Source organism: Streptomyces sp. WI03-4A (genome assembly GCF_033792105.1).
GTDB lineage: Bacteria > Actinomycetota > Actinomycetes > Streptomycetales > Streptomycetaceae > Streptomyces > Streptomyces collinus_A.
Genome location: NZ_JARAUO010000067.1, coordinates 1 through 15,465, shown reverse-complemented (window position 1 = coordinate 15,465; position 15,465 = coordinate 1). Strand labels below are relative to the sequence as shown.

18 protein-coding genes are annotated in these 15,465 nt (G+C 70.5%); 6 read left to right on the top strand and 12 right to left on the bottom strand.

Annotated elements, in window-relative coordinates; all coding sequences use genetic code 11:
* Positions 1-5: 5 nt before the first annotated feature.
* Positions 6-1,433 (top strand): pyruvate kinase, encoded by a 1,428-nt coding sequence (gene pyk / locus PV343_RS38390; RefSeq protein WP_319151678.1) that lies wholly within the window; start codon positions 6-8, stop codon positions 1,431-1,433.
* 97 nt (positions 1,434-1,530) lie between these two features.
* Here the strand turns inward: pyk and PV343_RS38385 are convergent, their stop codons facing one another.
* From PV343_RS38385 to PV343_RS38370, 4 genes are all read right to left on the bottom strand, one after another.
* The gene (locus PV343_RS38385; protein WP_319151677.1) at positions 1,531-2,880 is read right to left on the bottom strand and encodes a hypothetical protein; all 1,350 of its coding nucleotides are present in this window, start codon (positions 2,878-2,880) and stop codon (positions 1,531-1,533) included.
* Positions 2,870-3,424 (bottom strand): DUF6114 domain-containing protein, encoded by a 555-nt coding sequence (locus PV343_RS38380; RefSeq protein ID WP_319151676.1) that lies wholly within the window; start codon positions 3,422-3,424, stop codon positions 2,870-2,872. The genes PV343_RS38385 and PV343_RS38380 overlap by 11 nt, the downstream gene beginning before the upstream one ends.
* Before the next feature lie 115 nt (positions 3,425-3,539).
* On the bottom strand, positions 3,540-4,187 hold the full coding sequence (locus PV343_RS38375) for a DUF6230 family protein (protein WP_043476447.1): 648 nt from the start codon (positions 4,185-4,187) through the stop codon (positions 3,540-3,542).
* Positions 4,188-4,806: 619 nt separating this feature from the next.
* A complete protein-coding gene (locus tag PV343_RS38370; RefSeq protein WP_319151675.1) occupies positions 4,807-5,778 on the bottom strand; it encodes a tetratricopeptide repeat protein in 972 nt (323 codons plus the stop codon).
* Positions 5,779-5,990: 212 nt separating this feature from the next.
* Here PV343_RS38370 and PV343_RS38365 point away from each other — a divergent pair, with 212 nt between their 5' ends.
* Positions 5,991-6,647, top strand: coding sequence for a TetR/AcrR family transcriptional regulator (locus PV343_RS38365; protein WP_319151674.1), 657 nt, complete (start codon positions 5,991-5,993; stop codon positions 6,645-6,647).
* Between the two features lie 55 nt (positions 6,648-6,702).
* Here the strand turns inward: PV343_RS38365 and PV343_RS38360 are convergent, their stop codons facing one another.
* From PV343_RS38360 to PV343_RS38325, 8 genes are all read right to left on the bottom strand, one after another.
* Complete coding sequence (locus PV343_RS38360) at positions 6,703-8,403, bottom strand: methylmalonyl-CoA mutase (RefSeq protein ID WP_319151673.1); 1,701 nt, start codon at positions 8,401-8,403, stop codon at positions 6,703-6,705.
* 84 nt (positions 8,404-8,487) lie between these two features.
* Positions 8,488-8,826 carry a DUF3817 domain-containing protein gene (locus PV343_RS38355; protein WP_319151672.1) on the bottom strand — a complete coding sequence of 113 codons (339 nt, stop codon included), beginning with the start codon at positions 8,824-8,826 and terminating at the stop codon, positions 8,488-8,490.
* 43 nt (positions 8,827-8,869) lie between these two features.
* Complete coding sequence (locus tag PV343_RS38350; protein ID WP_319151671.1) at positions 8,870-9,379, bottom strand: MarR family winged helix-turn-helix transcriptional regulator; 510 nt, start codon at positions 9,377-9,379, stop codon at positions 8,870-8,872.
* Between the two features lie 113 nt (positions 9,380-9,492).
* Positions 9,493-10,140: a TetR/AcrR family transcriptional regulator gene (locus PV343_RS38345; RefSeq protein WP_319151670.1), complete on the bottom strand. Its 648-nt coding sequence runs from the start codon at positions 10,138-10,140 to the stop codon at positions 9,493-9,495.
* Positions 10,137-10,835, bottom strand: a complete 699-nt coding sequence (locus PV343_RS38340; RefSeq protein ID WP_319151669.1) for a DUF4166 domain-containing protein — start codon at positions 10,833-10,835, stop codon at positions 10,137-10,139. The genes PV343_RS38345 and PV343_RS38340 overlap by 4 nt, the downstream gene beginning before the upstream one ends.
* Positions 10,832-11,584, bottom strand: coding sequence for a hypothetical protein (locus PV343_RS38335; RefSeq protein ID WP_319151668.1), 753 nt, complete (start codon positions 11,582-11,584; stop codon positions 10,832-10,834). Before PV343_RS38335 ends, PV343_RS38340 begins: the two co-directional genes overlap by 4 nt.
* A gap of 147 nt (positions 11,585-11,731) precedes the next feature.
* Positions 11,732-12,025: an MTH1187 family thiamine-binding protein gene (locus PV343_RS38330; RefSeq protein ID WP_020942305.1), complete on the bottom strand. Its 294-nt coding sequence runs from the start codon at positions 12,023-12,025 to the stop codon at positions 11,732-11,734.
* A complete protein-coding gene (locus tag PV343_RS38325) occupies positions 12,022-12,366 on the bottom strand; it encodes a DUF3817 domain-containing protein (RefSeq protein ID WP_133920358.1) in 345 nt (114 codons plus the stop codon). The genes PV343_RS38330 and PV343_RS38325 overlap by 4 nt, the downstream gene beginning before the upstream one ends.
* A 182-nt stretch (positions 12,367-12,548) precedes the next feature.
* Between PV343_RS38325 and PV343_RS38320 the strand changes: the two genes are divergently transcribed.
* The 4 genes from PV343_RS38320 to PV343_RS38305 all read left to right on the top strand — a co-directional run bounded on the left by PV343_RS38320 (position 12,549) and on the right by PV343_RS38305 (position 15,205).
* Positions 12,549-13,181, top strand: a complete 633-nt coding sequence (locus tag PV343_RS38320) for an AIM24 family protein (RefSeq protein WP_319151688.1) — start codon at positions 12,549-12,551, stop codon at positions 13,179-13,181.
* Between the two features lies 1 nt (position 13,182).
* On the top strand, positions 13,183-13,833 hold the full coding sequence (locus PV343_RS38315) for an AIM24 family protein (protein WP_319151667.1): 651 nt from the start codon (positions 13,183-13,185) through the stop codon (positions 13,831-13,833).
* Entirely contained in the window at positions 13,830-14,636 is an 807-nt protein-coding gene (locus PV343_RS38310; RefSeq protein ID WP_319151666.1) for an AIM24 family protein, read from the top strand. The genes PV343_RS38315 and PV343_RS38310 overlap by 4 nt, the downstream gene beginning before the upstream one ends.
* 92 nt (positions 14,637-14,728) lie before the next feature.
* The gene (locus PV343_RS38305; protein ID WP_020942300.1) at positions 14,729-15,205 is read left to right on the top strand and encodes a MarR family winged helix-turn-helix transcriptional regulator; all 477 of its coding nucleotides are present in this window, start codon (positions 14,729-14,731) and stop codon (positions 15,203-15,205) included.
* Positions 15,206-15,465 lie beyond the last annotated feature (260 nt).

The window sequence follows — 15,465 nt, the reverse complement described above, 5'->3', positions numbered from 1 at the left end:
GCCCCATGCGCCGTTCGAAAATCGTCTGTACTCTCGGCCCCGCGGTCGACTCCCACGAAAAGCTCGTCGCCATGATCGAGGCGGGCATGAACGTGGCCCGTTTCAACTTCAGCCACGGCTCCCACGCCGAGCACCAGGCGCGGTACGACCGCGTCCGGGCCGCCGCCAAGGAGACCGGCCGGGCCATCGGTGTCCTCGCCGACCTCCAGGGCCCGAAGATCCGCCTGGAGACCTTCGCCGAGGGTCCCGTCGAGCTGGAGCGCGGTGACGAGTTCGTCATCACGACCGAGGACGTACCGGGCGACAAGCACCTCTGCGGTACGACGTACAAGGGGCTGCCGGGCGACGTCTCGCGCGGCGACCAGGTCCTGATCAACGACGGCAACGTCGAGCTCAAGGTGCTGGACGTCGAGGGCCCGCGGGTGAAGACGATCGTCATCGAGGGCGGTGTCGTCTCCGACCACAAGGGCATCAACCTGCCCGGCGCGGCCGTGAACGTGCCCGCGCTGTCCGACAAGGACGTCGAGGATCTGCGCTTCGCCCTCCGCATGGGCTGCGACATGGTCGCGCTGTCCTTCGTCCGGGACGCCAAGGACGTCGCCGACGTCCACCGCGTGATGGACGAGGAGGGCCGCCGGGTCCCGGTCATCGCCAAGGTGGAGAAGCCGCAGGCGGTGGAGAACATGGAGGACGTCGTCGCGGCGTTCGACGCCGTGATGGTCGCCCGCGGTGACCTCGCCGTCGAGTATCCGCTCGAGAAGGTCCCCATGGTGCAGAAGCGCCTGATCGAGCTGTGCCGGCGCAACGCCAAGCCGGTGATCGTGGCGACCCAGATGATGGAGTCGATGATCACCAACTCCCGTCCGACCCGCGCCGAGGCCTCCGACGTGGCCAACGCGATCCTGGACGGCGCGGACGCGGTCATGCTGTCCGCCGAGTCCTCGGTCGGCGCCTACCCGGTCGAGACGGTCAAGACGATGTCGAAGATCGTCACCGCGGCCGAGCAGGAGCTGCTCTCCAAGGGCCTGCAGCCCCTGGTGCCCGGCAAGAAGCCGCGCACGCAGGGCGGTTCGGTGGCCCGCGCGGCCTGCGAGATCGCCGACTTCCTCGGCGGCCGGGGCCTGATCGCCTTCACCCAGTCCGGTGACACCGCCCGCCGGCTGTCCCGCTACCGGGCGGCCCAGCCGATCCTCGCCTTCACCACCGACGAGGGCACCCGCAACCAGCTGACCCTGAGCTGGGGCGTGGAGCCGCACGTCGTGCCGTTCGTCAACAGCACCGACGAGATGGTCGACATGGTGGACCAGGAGCTGGCCAACCTGGGCCGCTTCAACCCCGGCGACACGGTGATCATCACCGCCGGCTCGCCCCCCGGTGTCCCCGGCACGACCAACATGGTCCGGGTCCACCACCTGGGCGGCCAGGGCGACTGACGCCCGCCGCACGGGCCTTGGACGCCACTGAGGGCGCCCCCCGCGAAGGGGGGCGCCCTCAGTGCTGTGCGGCTCCCGAACGGGCCCGGAAGGCCGGTCAGTCGGTGGTGTAGACGTGCATGCCGGGCACGTGCAGGTTGCCGCCGAACTGGGCCGCCTGGACCACCTTCACGTTGGTGAAGTAGATCAGCGGGATGTTCAGCGGAGGCGGGCTGTCCGGGCTGAACGTCACCGGGATCAGGCCGAACAGGTTGCCGGAGATGCTCTCGGTGTACATCACGGTGTCGCCACCGGTGATGGTGGACGTCGAGCCCTTGGACGCCTGCACGTGGTAAGTCTTGTTCGCCTGCTTGTCTTTCACCGTCTGGTGCAGGTCCCCGATGTCGGTCCCGCCGGAGATGACGTACTTGAGCACCTTCTTCTTGGTGCCGTTGGCCGTCTTCACCTCGACGATGCCCTGGTAGTCGGCGCCCTTCAGGAGCAGCGAGCTGGCGTTGAGGTACCAGGGGTCGTCCGCCACCGGCACCTTGTTGTCGACGCCGCTCTCGTCGTCGGTGGCCGCCGGGCAGTCGTCCGGGGACGTCGTCGCGCTCGCGGAGGGGCTCGGCGTGGCCGACTCGGCCGCGTCCTTGACCGCCTTGGTGGTGTCCTCGGCCGTCTTGGAGACCTTGCCGGTGGTGTCCTTCACCGTGTCCTTGACCGTCTCGGCGGCCTTGGACGCGGTGTCCTTGACGGTGTCGGTGGCGCCGCCCTTGCCGGCGGACCCGGTCGTGTCCGTGGACCCGGAGGACGCGGACGCCGAGGGCGAGGGGGTCGCGGACGCCGACGGGGTGGGGCTCGCGGACGAGCCGGAGCCCTTGCCGCCGGTGAGGATGTCACCGATGGTGTCGCCGACGGTGTCCAGCAGGCCGCCACCGCTGCTCTGGGACGCGGACGGGGCCGGCGTGGCCGTGTCCCCGCCGCCGGAGCCGGAACCCGAGCCGGAGCCCGAGTCGGAGGAACCGGACGTGGCCGTCGGCTCGGGCGTGGCCTTGTCGTCGGAACCTGAATCCGGCGACGTCTGCTTGCCCGAGTCCTGCGTGTCCTTCGCTCCGTCGGTCGCCGTGGGGGTCGGCGTCGCCTTGTCGGTGCTCTCGCTCGCGGAGGGCGAGGGCGTCGGCGAGGCCGAGGCGTCCTTGGAGTCGTCCAGCGCCTTGACGCAGTCCTTGTAGTCCGAGGCCTTCTGGCTGTTGGACGTGGACGTGCCGCCGTTGTCGGCGAGCGCCATGCTGGACGTGAAACCCATGCCCATGAGCACGGCCGTCGGCATCGCCACGGTGGCTATCGCCTTGCCGGCCGGCATGTGGAACCTGGTGAACAGCGGCTTCTTGGGTGCCGCGTGGCGGGGCCCGGTTCTCGCACGGGACCCGTCCACATCGGTCCCGTGGGTCACCTCGTCAGCCGGCACTGTGCCTCCCGTTCGCCTCGTTGGCCGGGCTCGTTCCTGACAGGTCGTACGACTCGCCCGTACCCTCGGCGGCCTTGGTGAGCGGCACCGTCTCGGGGGCGGCACCCTCGGCCGGGGCGGCCCCGGCGGGCGGCTCGGGCTGCGACGCGCCGCCCGGCGCCCAGGAGATGGCCATCGCTCCGCCGACGAGGGCCAGCAGGAAGCCCATGATGAAGCCGCCGAAGTTGGACACGGGGAGGGACACCAGCGCCAGCAGGATCGCGGCGACGCCCGCGAACGTCCGCACGTGCTTCTGGAACCAGAGGCTGACGCCCAGTACGACGAGCAGCACACCGATGATCAGGGAGCCGGCCCCCGCCGTGGTGGCCATCGCCAGCGTCAGATGACCGAGCTGGAGGTGGAAGTACGGGAAGTACATGATGGGAAGACCGCTGAGCAGGACGTAGAGCCCGGCCCAGAACGGACGGGTGCCCCGCCAGGCGCGGAACTGCGTCCTCCGGTGGGCGAACCGGCCGGATTCGACGGCAGGGGTCTCGGCGCTCATGAAACAGCTCCCTGGTGCGGCGTTGCTGTGGTGGTGATGTGTGCCGCGCGTGAAGACGCGGCCGAAAGGTGGAACGGGCGGGGGAACCGTCGGTCCCCCGCCCGTCACCGAGTGCTCAGTAGCACTCGATCCCCTTGCCGTCGCCCTTGTGCAGCGACATGTGGAGACCGCTGAGCTTGAAGGTGCCGGCGGTGGTCGCCCACGCCGTCTGCCTCACGTTGCTCAGGTCGGCCGAGTCGGCCTGCTGGGCGAAGCCGAAGGGGTTGGCCTGCTCGCCGTTGCCCTTCATGCCCGGACCCTTGCTGGCGTCCTTGGCCGCCACGCCGATGTCGATGTTGTTGAACACCGCGTCGGCGTTCAGGTCGTCGACGTCGATGTACAGGTTGTGGGCCTGGACCTTGTCGTGCCCGGCGCCACCGGCCTCCAGACGGAGGGTGATGTTGCCGAGGAACGGCACGTCCGGGGTGACCACGGACTGGCACATGTTCGTGATGGTGGCGTCGTTGAACGACGAGACGGCGACGGCGTGGGCCGTCTTCTTCCCGTCGAGCGTGTAACCGGCGTCGACCGCGCCGTACTGCGCGAAACCCTCACCGTGAAGGGTGTCGGCCGTGACCTTGAACTCCTGGCCGGACACGCTGAACGAAGCGGCGAGAGCACCCTGCGCCAGGGCGACACCTATCGCGGCCGTAGCGGCGACGCTGGGCACCATGACCACAGCGAACCGCTTCCATCTGGTCCCGCCACGCACCTGGGACTCCATATTTCCTCCTTCTCGGACGTACATCTCCTGGCCCGGATCGCGCCAGTCGGCGGCTCAGCCAGGCAGGGATGGGAGAAGTGCTACGTCCTCGGGAAGGAGAGCGCCCACGGCTGAGGCGCGAACACGCGCCCGCCGCACCGGCGATCACCCCCGAGCGACAACCACTGGTCGCGCCTGACACACATCACGCACAACCTTCTGGACAGGCTTCGCCGGTGGCGAAGACCCCCCTGCCCCAGAACCGGCGCCACTGCCGCCGGCTCTGCCCGGTGGGGACCCAGAGTCTCCCGCGACCCGGCCGGATGCCGGGGTGCGGGAATGGACCGAGCGTCGCCGATCGTGGTGCATTCTCGGCCCCGGCACAAGGGGGTTCGTTACTCGCTAGTAACGGCCGGATAACCGAACAACGACCCGCCGGTCTCGGAAAGCCACCCTCGGTGGCCCTGGAGGGCAGACCAAAACCGTTGATCCTTGGATGAAACCAGACAGATCAACGGCTTGGATTTACTGCAAGTAACAGCGGCCGCGATTACCAAGTTTTGGTAAAGCGCGGCCGCCCTGACGCCTCGTCGGCAAATGTTTCACCCCGGCATCACATGCCGTGGCGTTTAGTGACTGGTCAGAACAGCGCCCGCGCCAGCGCCCGGCGCGCCCCCACGACCCGGGGGTCCTCGGGGCCCACGACCTCGAACAGCTCCAGCAGTCGGCGCCGGACCGCGTCCCGGTCGTCACCCGCCGTGCGGCGCACGGTGTCGATGAGCCGCGCGAAGGCGTCCTCGACGTGACCGCCCACCAGATCCAGGTCGGCGGCGGCGATCTGGGCGTCCGCGTCGCCCGGCTTCTCGGCGGCGTCCTTGCGCACCCGTTGCGGGTCCATGTCCTGTACCCGCTGGAGCAATTCGGCCTGCGCGAGGCCGAGTTTGGCCTCCGTGTTGCCCGGGTCGTCGCTCAGTACGTTCTTGTAGGCCTGGACGGCGCCACCGAGGTCGCCCGCGTCCAGGGCCTGCACGGCGGCCTCCAGCAGGGCGTCGTACGGCCCGGCCGGCACCTCGTGCGCGGGCGCGCCGCCCGGCTCCGCGTCCGGGTCGACGGTCAGGCCGGTCAGCCCGAAGCGCTGCTCGGCGACCTGTACGAGCTGGTCCAGGGTCTGCCGGATCTGCTCCTCGCCGGCGGCACCCTGGAAGAGCGGCAGGGCCTGCCCCGCCACGACGGCGAAGACCGCCGGGATCCCCTGGATGCCGAACTGCTGCATCAGCATCTGGTTGGCGTCGACGTCGATCTTGGCGAGGAGGAAGCGGCCGCCGTACTCGACGGCCAGCCGCTCCAGGACCGGGCTCAGCTGCTTGCAGGGCTGACACCACTCGGCCCAGAAGTCGATGACGACGGGTACTTCGGCGGAGCGCTGCAGGACATCGCGCTCGAAGCCGGCTTCGTCGACGTCGATGACGAGGTCGGCCGGCGAGACGGCCCCCGCCCCGCCCTGCCGGGCGGTCTCGGCGCGCGTCTGCTCGGCCTTGGCCTTCGCCTCCTGGGCCGCCTTCACCGCGGCGAGGTCGACGACGCCGCTCATGGACATGTTCCGTGGCTGCATGCGTCTATCCTCCCCCGTACTCGCGCGTGAACGAAAAAAAGCGATGTGGTTGGCGCCGGGTCCCCACCCCACGCCGGTGGTCGTCGCCCGTGTACGTCCGTCACGAGCTTTCGCTACGAGTCGTAGCGTAATGGCAGGAGGGGCCGTCGCGACACCACACCCCGGTGATCTCCCTCACGACCGCACAGGAACCGTCGGTTTATGGTCAGGGCATGCAGAACCGCACCCCCGCCGGCCGGACCGGACGCCCGCGCAACGCCGCCGCGGACACCGCGATCCTGGCCGCCACCCGGGAGGCGCTGGTCGAACTGGGCTGGTCACGGCTGACGTTGGGGGACGTGGCCACCCGGGCCGGGGTCGCGAAGACGACCCTGTACCGGCGCTGGGCGGGCAAGCACGAACTGGTGGTGGACGCGGTCGCCGAGCTCTTCGACGAGCTGGAACTGCCCGACCGCGGCAGCCTGGCCGCCGACATCGAGGGCGTGGTGCTGCAATTGGCGGCGATCCTGGCGCGCCCGGAGGCCAGAAGTGGCCTGATGGCGGTGGTCGCGGAGGCCACCCGGGACGACGCCCTGCGTGAGCGCATCCGCGCCTCGATCGTCGACCGCCAGCTGCGGCTGGTGCTGGAGGGGCGGGCCCGGGCCCAGCGCCGCGGCGAACTCCCCGCGGAGCCGGACCCGGCGGAGTCCGCCCGCACGGTGGACCTGATCTTCGACATGGTCGCGGGCGCGGTGGTGCACCGCACCCTGGTGAGCGGCAAGCCGGCCGACGAGGAATGGGTGCACGGCTTCACCCGGGTGCTGCTGCTGGGCCTGACCGCCCAGCCCGAGGGGCCCGTCGGACCGGACGGACCGGACGAGCGGGCATAGCAGGGGCGCACCGAGGGCCGGAGCCCCTGGTGCGCCCGTGGCACGCGCTCGCCGCCTAGAAGCCCGGCGGCTCGGTGTAGACCCCCCACTCGTCGCGCAGCACCCCGCAGATCTCGCCGAGCGTCGCCTCGGCGCGCACGGCGTCCAGCATCGGCTCGATCATGTTGGCGCCGGAGCGGGCGGCGGCCAGCATCGCGTCCAGCGCGCTGCGCACGGCCGTCTCGTCCCGCGCGTCCTTGCGCTCGGCGAGGACCCGCACCTGCTCCCGCTCCACCTCGTGGCTGACCCGCAGGATCTCCAGGTCGCCGGTGACGGAGCCGGTGGCGACGTTGACGCCCACGACCCGCTTCTCGCCCTTCTCCAGGGCCTGCTGGTAGCGGAACGCGGACTCCGCGATCTCGCCGGTGAACCAGCCGTCCTCGATCCCGCGCAGGATGCCGGAGGTGATCGGGCCGATCGGGTGCTTCCCGTCCGGATGGGCCCTCAGGCCCCGCTCCTTGATCTGCTCGAAGATCTTCTCGGCGTCCGCCTCGATCCGGTCGGTCAGCTGCTCGATGTACCAGGAACCGCCCAGCGGGTCGGCCACGTTGGCGACCCCGGTCTCCTCCATCAGCACCTGCTGGGTGCGCAGCGCGATCTCCGCCGCCTGCTCGCTGGGCAGCGCCAGCGTCTCGTCCAGGGCGTTGGTGTGCAGCGAGTTGGTCCCGCCGAGGACGGCGGCGAGCGCCTCGACCGCGGTCCGCACCACGTTGTTGTACGGCTGCTGCGCGGTCAGCGAGACACCGGCGGTCTGGGTGTGGAAGCGCAGCCACTGCGCCTTGTCGCTCTGCGCTCCGTAGACGTCGCGCATCCAGCGGGCCCAGATGCGCCGGGCCGCCCGGAACTTCGCGATCTCCTCGAAGAAGTCGACGTGCGCGTCGAAGAAGAAGGAGAGTCCCGGGGCGAAGACGTCCACGTCGAGGCCGCGCGAGAGGCCCAGCTCCACGTAGCCGAAGCCGTCGGCGAGGGTGTACGCCAGCTCCTGCGCGGCCGTCGAGCCGGCCTCACGGATGTGGTAGCCGGAGACGGAGAGCGGCTTGTAGGCGGGGATGCCGGCCGCGCAGTACTCCATGAGGTCGCCGATGAGGCGGAGGTGCGGCTCCGGCTGGAAGAGCCACTCCTTCTGGGCGATGTACTCCTTGAAGATGTCGGTCTGCAGGGTGCCGTTCAGGACCGCGGGGTCCACCCCCTGCCGTTCGGCGGCGACCAGGTACATGCAGAAGACGGGGATGGCCGGGCCGCTGATCGTCATCGACGTGGTGACGTCACCGAGCGGGATGTCCTTGAACAGGACCTCCATGTCGGCGGCCGAGTCGATCGCCACCCCGCAGTGCCCGACCTCGCCCAGCGAACGGGCGTCGTCGGAGTCGCGGCCCATGAGGGTCGGCATGTCGAAGGCGACGGACAGACCCCCGCCGCCGGCGGCGAGGATCATCTTGTACCGCTCGTTGGTCTGCTCGGCGTTGCCGAACCCGGCGAACTGGCGGATCGTCCAGGTGCGGCCGCGGTAGCCGGTCGGGTGGAGCCCGCGCGTGTAGGGGTACTCCCCGGGCCAGCCGATCCGCTCGAATCCCTCGTACGTGTCCCCCGGCCGGGGCCCGTACACCGGCTCCACGGGATCACCGGAGAGCGTGCTGAAGTCTGCGTCGCGCTTGCGCGCGGCGTCGTAGCGGGCCTGCCAGCGCCGGCGGCCTTCCTCGATGGCGTGAGCGTCCATACCATCGAATTTACTTGGACGTCCTAGTAAATGTCGATGGGGGTCCGCCACACGGGTGCCGTGTGGCGGTGTGTCGCCGGTCGGCTACGCCTTGGCGACGGCCGGGGCCCGGCCGTCGACCCGGGTCTCCAGCTCGCGGCTGACCTTGCGCTCGACGAAGAAGGCGGCGGTGGGGATCGTCCCCGCGAGCAGCACCCAGAGCTGCTTGCCGACGGGCCACTTCGCCTTGGCGCCCAGGTCGAAGGCGAAGACCAGGTAGACGACGTACAGCCAGCCGTGCGCGATACCGACGACCGTGGTGAACTTCTCCGCACCGTCGATGTGCAGCCCGTACTTGGCGATCACGCCGAGGGTCAGCAGGACCAGCAGCACGCCGGTGACGTAGGCCATGACGCGGTAGCGGGTCAGCACGCTCTTCTTCATGGCATCGAGCGTAACCGCCCGTTCCGGGAGATCTTGTCCCGGGTCACTCCTCCGCGAAGTCGTGTGCCGCGATCCGCAGCGGGCGCAGCATGGCGAAGATCTCCCCGCACTCCTCGGCGTCGTACACCCCGAGGCCGAAGTCCATCGACATCAGGTCCCGGGTGGCCGCGTCGACCACCTCGCGGCCCTTGTCGGTGATGACGGCGAGGGTGCCGCGGCCGTCGTTGGGGTTGGGGCGCTTGGCCACCAGTCCGGAGCGGACCAGCCGGTCCACGGTGTTCGTCACGGACGTGGGGTGCACCATCAGCCGCTCGCCGATCTTGGACATGGGCAGCTCGCCGGCCTTGGAGAAGGTGAGCAGCACCAGCGCCTCGTACCGCGCGAAGGTCAGTCCGTACGGCTTGACCACCGCGTCGACCTCGGCCAGCAGGATCTGCTGCGCCCGCATGATGGAGGTGATCGCGGCCATGGACGGCACGTTTCCCCAGCGCTGCTTCCAGAGCTCGTCGGCGCGGGCGATGGGGTCGAAGGGGAGGCTGAGAGGCTTCGGCACGTCATCAGACCCTACCGGCCGGTCATATGCCGGTCAGCCCCGTCTCGCCTTTCGGTCGCCCGCAGGACCACCGCCCCTTGCGCGCCCCCCTCCGCCGTGGACCCGCGGAGGGCTCAGCGGCCCTTGCGGCGGAGGTGGTGGCGGACCGCGCGCTGGGCGACCGGGCCCAGTTCCTCCAGGGCCGCGACCAAGGAGCCGAGCTGTTCGAGGGCGTCCAGGGCCGCGTGCGCGCCCGCCTCGTCCGCGCCCTCGTACAGCTCGATGCCGACGAAGGACGCGGCGATCGCGCGGGCCAGGCCCGCCGGGTCGGTGAACTCGCCGAACGGGGTCGTGGCGAGCACCCGGCGCAGCACCTGCTCGATCTCGGCGATCCACAGATCCAGACCGCCGGCCGCGGCCGGGCCGAGGGCCGCGTGGGTGGGCGCGCCGGCCAGCAGCTGGCCGAGCAGGGCGACGTGGCCGTCGGCCCGTTCCCGCTCGTGGATCTCGCGTCCGACGGCCAGCAGCTCGGAGAGGGAGGAGACGGCGACGAGCCGGTCGCGGTAGTTCGCCACGGACTTCTCCGCGCCGTACCGGCAGGCGGCGGCGAGCAGTTCGTCGACCGAGCCGAAGTGGTAGAAGACCAGCGCCTGGTTGACCCCGGCCGCCGAGGCGACCGTACGGGCCGAGGTCTTGGCGATGCCCTGCTCGGTGAGCGTGCGCAGCGCGCCCTCCAGCAGCTTGGTCTTCGTCTCCTGGGACTTCGCCGTCTCGGGGCTCATGCGCGTGCCTCCTCCCGCACCGGGCGCAGCCCGGGCCGCACACCGCGGGACCGGACGCTCGTGTACGACGCGGTGAACGAGCCCTCGTAGCCGAAGAGCGGCCCGACGTAGCGGTTGACCACGCTCACCCGGATGCGGAAACGGCCCGCCGCGTCGTCGTAGGACTCGCGCACCTCGGCGGTGGCGCCGACGAGCTCGGGGACCCGGACGTCCACCGGACCCTCCCGGAAGCGGTGTTCGCCGGAGCGGATCAGCAGCGAGCCGTCGGGCTCGGCGGCGAAGTGCAGTTCGCTGGCCAGGTGCTGGTGGGTGCCGAGGTAGTCGAGGACGCGGTCGCCCTTGGGGCTGAGCACCATCTGGGCGTCGAAGCGGCGGGCCCGGCCGGGCAGGTCGAAGGTGCGCACGAAACTCACCGTCTCACGCCCGAAGGAGTCGGTGTACGGCACGTTCTCGATCACGAACGGGACGTCGCGGCCGGCACGCGGGACGAGGATGTTGCGGGTGCCCCCGAGCGCCAGGAACGGCCGCACGAACGCCGGTCCGTGCCAGATCCGGTGCATGACGCCCCGGCCGGTGCAGGCCTCGCCGCTCGCCAGGCCCACCGAGAAGCGGCGCCTGAGCTGCGGGTGGAGCCGGTCGAAGTCGTCGCCCAGCACCTGGTGGAACATCGAGCGGGCCGGTGCCGTGGTGGTCATCCGTGCTCCTCCAGGGTGCGCAGGACACGGGGCGCGCGTGCGGCGGTGACCGGGGCGCGCAGACAGCGGCGGGCCGCGGGGGTGCAGGCGAGGGGCGCCTTGAGGAGCGCGAGCGACACCGCGACGAGCAGCAGCAGCGGGCACAGGTAGGCCACGGCCGCCCCGAACGGGCCGAAGACGCGGACGGCGGGCTCCAGCCGCAGACCGCTCAGGCACGCGGTGAGCACCAGTGCGCGCACCGCCAGCTCGGCCAGCCAGTTGACCAGGGCCCGCTCGGGGGTGATGCCCCGTTCCAGCCACAGCCGCAGCCGGTCGAAGGACCAGGCGGTCGCCCAGCCCATCAGCCTGCGGAACAGCAGCCGGTCGGCGAGCGCGCCGAGGGCGCCCCAGCGGGGGCGGTAGTCGTAGCCGGTGAGGAAGCGGACGCCGTGCGCCTCGGGCACGTAGCGCCAGTAGCCGCTGCCCTCGGCGAGCAGGGAGAGGGGGTGCGGTGAGGCGAAGCGCAGGGCGGAGGTACGGGTGCCGTCGGGGCGCTCCTTCTCGCCCGCCGAGACGCCGGTGCCGGACACCGTGAGGAAGGGCAGCACCCGGGTGGCGTACCGGAAGCGCCGCGGTTCGCCCTCCGCGCACGGGAGGGGCGCGATCTCGGTGAACCGCAGGTCCCAGCGCTGGTGCTGGGCGGGGTTCTGGGTGCGTGCCCAGAGTTCGTCCAGGTCGGCGTCGATCCGTGTCTCTATGTAGAGACCCATGGTGTTCCCCCACCCCAGAGCATGGTTTGAGCGTCCGCTCAAAACTGTCCTGGAGGCAAACTACACGGCTTTGAGCGATCGCTCAAAGAGCTGAGGAAGAGAAAACCCCGGCCCGTACGGACCGGGGTTCGCGCGTCGCGGCCGGCGCTACCGCGCCAGGTACCGCTCGACGGTCTCGACCTTGGAGGTGAGCCCGTCGGTCACGCCGGGCCGGATGTCGGCCTTGAGCACCAGCGACACCCGGGGCGCCCGCGCCTCGACCGCGGCGACGGCACGCCGGACGACGTCCATGACCTCGTCCCACTCGCCCTCGACGGAGGTGAACATCGCGTCGGTGCGGTGCGGCAGGCCGGACTCGCGGACCACGCGGACGGCGTCGGCGACGTACTCCCCCACGTCCTCGCCGACGCCGAGGGGCGTCACGGAGAAGGCGACGATCATGCCTCCACCACGCTTTCCTTGCGGGCGCGGGCGGCGATGACGGCGTCCTCGGCCTCGCGGCGCAGCCTGCGCTCGGCGAAGAAGCCGCCCGTGGGCAGCACGGAGAGGACGAAGTAGAGGGCGGCCGTCCCGAGGCTCCACCGGGCGCGGTTCCAGGCGTCCGCCCAGAAGACCAGGTACAGCAGGAAGAGGACACCGTGCACCGCGCCCATCACCGGTACCGCGTTGAAGTCCGTGGTGCGCTTGAGCACCGAGCAGACCAGCAGGACCAGGAAGGACACGGCCTCCGGGGCGGAGACCAGGCGGAGGCGGCGGAGGGCGGTGGCGGTCTTGATGTCCACGGATCACCTTCGGTGGGAGTTGCGACGACGGCCTGCCGGTTACGGACTGCCGGTTTGTGAACGCACGCACAAGCGTCACCCCATTGTGGCAAACACGGCCCGTAGGGGTTCGCTCAGGGTCGTCGTCCACCCGTGGGCCCTGTTCGGCTCACCCGGTCGGCCGCTACTTTCCCAGCGTGGCGATGTTCCGGCTCCAAGGGAGCAAGGTGCTCGCCGTCGACATGACCGGGGATGCCGTGAAGGCGAAGAACGGCTCGATGGTCGCGTACGACGGGCAGATGACCTTCAAGAAGATGAGCGGTGGCGGCGAGGGGCTGCGCGGGATGGTGACCCGGCGGCTCACCGGTGAGCAGATGACGGTGATGGAGGTGAGTGGCCGGGGGACGTGCTGGTTCGCGGACCGGGCGTCGGAGATCAACCTGGTCGCCCTGCGGGGGGACAAGCTCTACGTCGAGTCCAGCAACCTGCTCGCGACCGACGCGGGCCTCAGGACGGGCACGACGTTCACCGGGCTGCGCGGCGCCTCCCAGGGCAACGGGCTGTTCACGACGACCGTCGAGGGGCACGGGCAGGCCGCGATCATGTCCGACGGGCCCGCCGTGGTGCTCCGGGTCAGTCCGCAGTACCCGCTGACCGTCGACCCGGGCGCCTACATCGCTCACCAGGGCGACGTACGGCAGTCCTTCCAGTCCGGTGTGACGTTCCGCACCTTCTTCGGGGAGGGCGGCGGCGAGGCCTTCCAGATCCGCTTCGAGGGCGACGGGCTGGTGTATGTGCAGCCGAGCGAGCGGAACACGATCGCGGGGGACCTGTGAGATGAGCTTCCGGGAGATCAACTCCAAGATGGTCGAGGCGACTGTGCTGCCCGGCCGGCGGCTGTTCAGCCAGCGCGGCGCGATGCTCGCCTACAAGGGGGACGTGTCCTTCACCCCCAGCCTCCAGGGCGGCCAGGGCGGCCTGATGTCCATGATCGGGCGGCGGGTGGCCGGCGAGGCCACCCCGCTGATGACCGTCGAGGGCAGCGGCACCGTCTTCTTCGGGCACGGCGGCCATCACGTGCATGTCATCCACCTCTCCGGCGACACCCTGTACGTCGAGGCCGACCGGCTGCTCGCCTTCGAGGGCACCCTGCGCCAGGGCACGATGTTCATGGGCTCGCAGGGCGGGGTCATGGGCATGGTCCGCGGCCAGGTCACGGGGCAGGGTCTGTTCACCACCACGCTGCAGGGCCAGGGAGCGGTGGCCGTGATGGCGCACGGCGGCGTCTTCGAGATCCCGATCACACCGCAGCGCCCGGTCCACGTGGACCCGCAGGCGTACGTCGCCCACCACGGCGACGTCCGCAACAAGCTGTCCAGCGCGCTCGGCTGGCGCGACATGGTGGGCCGCGGCTCCGGCGAGGCCTTCCAGCTGGAGCTGAGCGGCAGCGGCACGGTCTACGTCCAGGCCTCGGAGGAGAAGCTGTGAGCGCGTACGGAACCCCCGGCGGCCCCGTGGTGTTCGACCCCGTGACCCTGCCCTCCGACGACAACGTGAACAAGTACACCTTCTGCGTGGAGCTCAAGAGCGGGCAGTGGTTCCTGCAGAAGGGGAAGATGATCGCCTACTACGGGGCGATCGAGTTCAACGGCGTCGGGCACGGGCGACTCGACCGACTTGTCCGTACCTCGTTCCATTCGCCACTGCACGCGAGCGACTGGGTCGTCGCGGCCGGCTCCGGCAAGATGCTGCTGGCCGACCGGGCCTTCGACGTCAACTCCTTCGACCTCGACGACGGGAACTTGACCATTCGCGCGGGCAATCTGCTCGCTTTTCAGCCAAGTCTCGCGCTCAAGCAATCGATCGTGCCCGGTTTTCTGACCCTGATCGGAACCGGAAAGTTCGTGGCCGCATCTAACGGTCCGGTGGTGTTCATGGAACCTCCGATCCGGGTGGACCCCCAGGCGCTGGTCGGGTGGGCCGACTGTCCGTCACCGTGTCACCACTACGACCACGGGTACCTCACGGGCGTCATGGGCGGTCTACGTGCGATGACGGGCCTGGGCGGGGCCTCCGGCGAGGAGCACCAGTTCGAGTTCGTGGGAGCCGGGACGGTCCTGCTGCAGTCCAGCGAGGCCCTGATGGCCGAGCAGGCGACAGGGGTCGTTCCGCCCGAACCGGGGGTTCCCGGTGGTGGCGGAGCGGCACCGGGTGGACACGGTCCGCAATCGGCGGGCGTACCGCGCCTTCCCGGACAGCTGGGGGACCTCCAGCGTCGCTTCGGGCTGTGAGCGGTAGTCTGCGGAGTGTGACATCGAACGCGTGCGCACAGTCACACCACCCGAAGTAGTTCGTCATTCAACTTCTTAGGTAGACTGCATTCATGGAGACCGAGACGGCCACGCGCTGGCTGACCGATGCGGAGCAGTGCGCCTGGCGCACCCACCTGGAGGTCAACAGGCTGTTGACGTACCAGCTCGAAAAAGACCTGCAGCCGTTCGGCCTGACAATGAACGACTACGAGATCCTCGTGAACCTCTCGGAGTCGGAGGACGTGCGGATGCGGATGAGCGACCTGGCCTCCGCCACCCTGCAGTCCAAGAGCCGGCTCTCGCACCAGATCACGCGGATGGAGAACGCGAACCTGGTACGGCGGGAGAACTGCGAGTCCGACCGCCGGGGCCTGTTCGCCGTGCTGACGGAGCACGGCATGGAGACGATGCGCAAAGTCGCGCCGCACCACGTGTCCTCGGTGCGGCGGCACTTCATCGACCTCCTGCCGCCGGAGGCGCTGATAGAGCTGGACAAGGCGCTCAAGCCGATCGCCGAGCACCTGAGGGGGCAGCGGGGGCGCCCCTGAGCCTTGGCGGCGCCCCGGCCGCCCGGCCGGGCCTGGCGCCCGGGTCGTGTCCGCAAAGTCCCGCCTGCCCCACGGCGCCCGGCACGCGCTCTCGCCGCACCGGACGCCGCAGGGGCCCGCCCTCCGGCCGGACGACGGGATTTCGCGGACACGACCTAGCGGCGCCCGGCGGCCCCCTCCCCCGCCCCCGTCCGGGCGACGGCACCCTCGCCGCCCGCGGCCACGGTGGCCCCCTCGCGGCGCCGGGCGGCGGGCAGGGG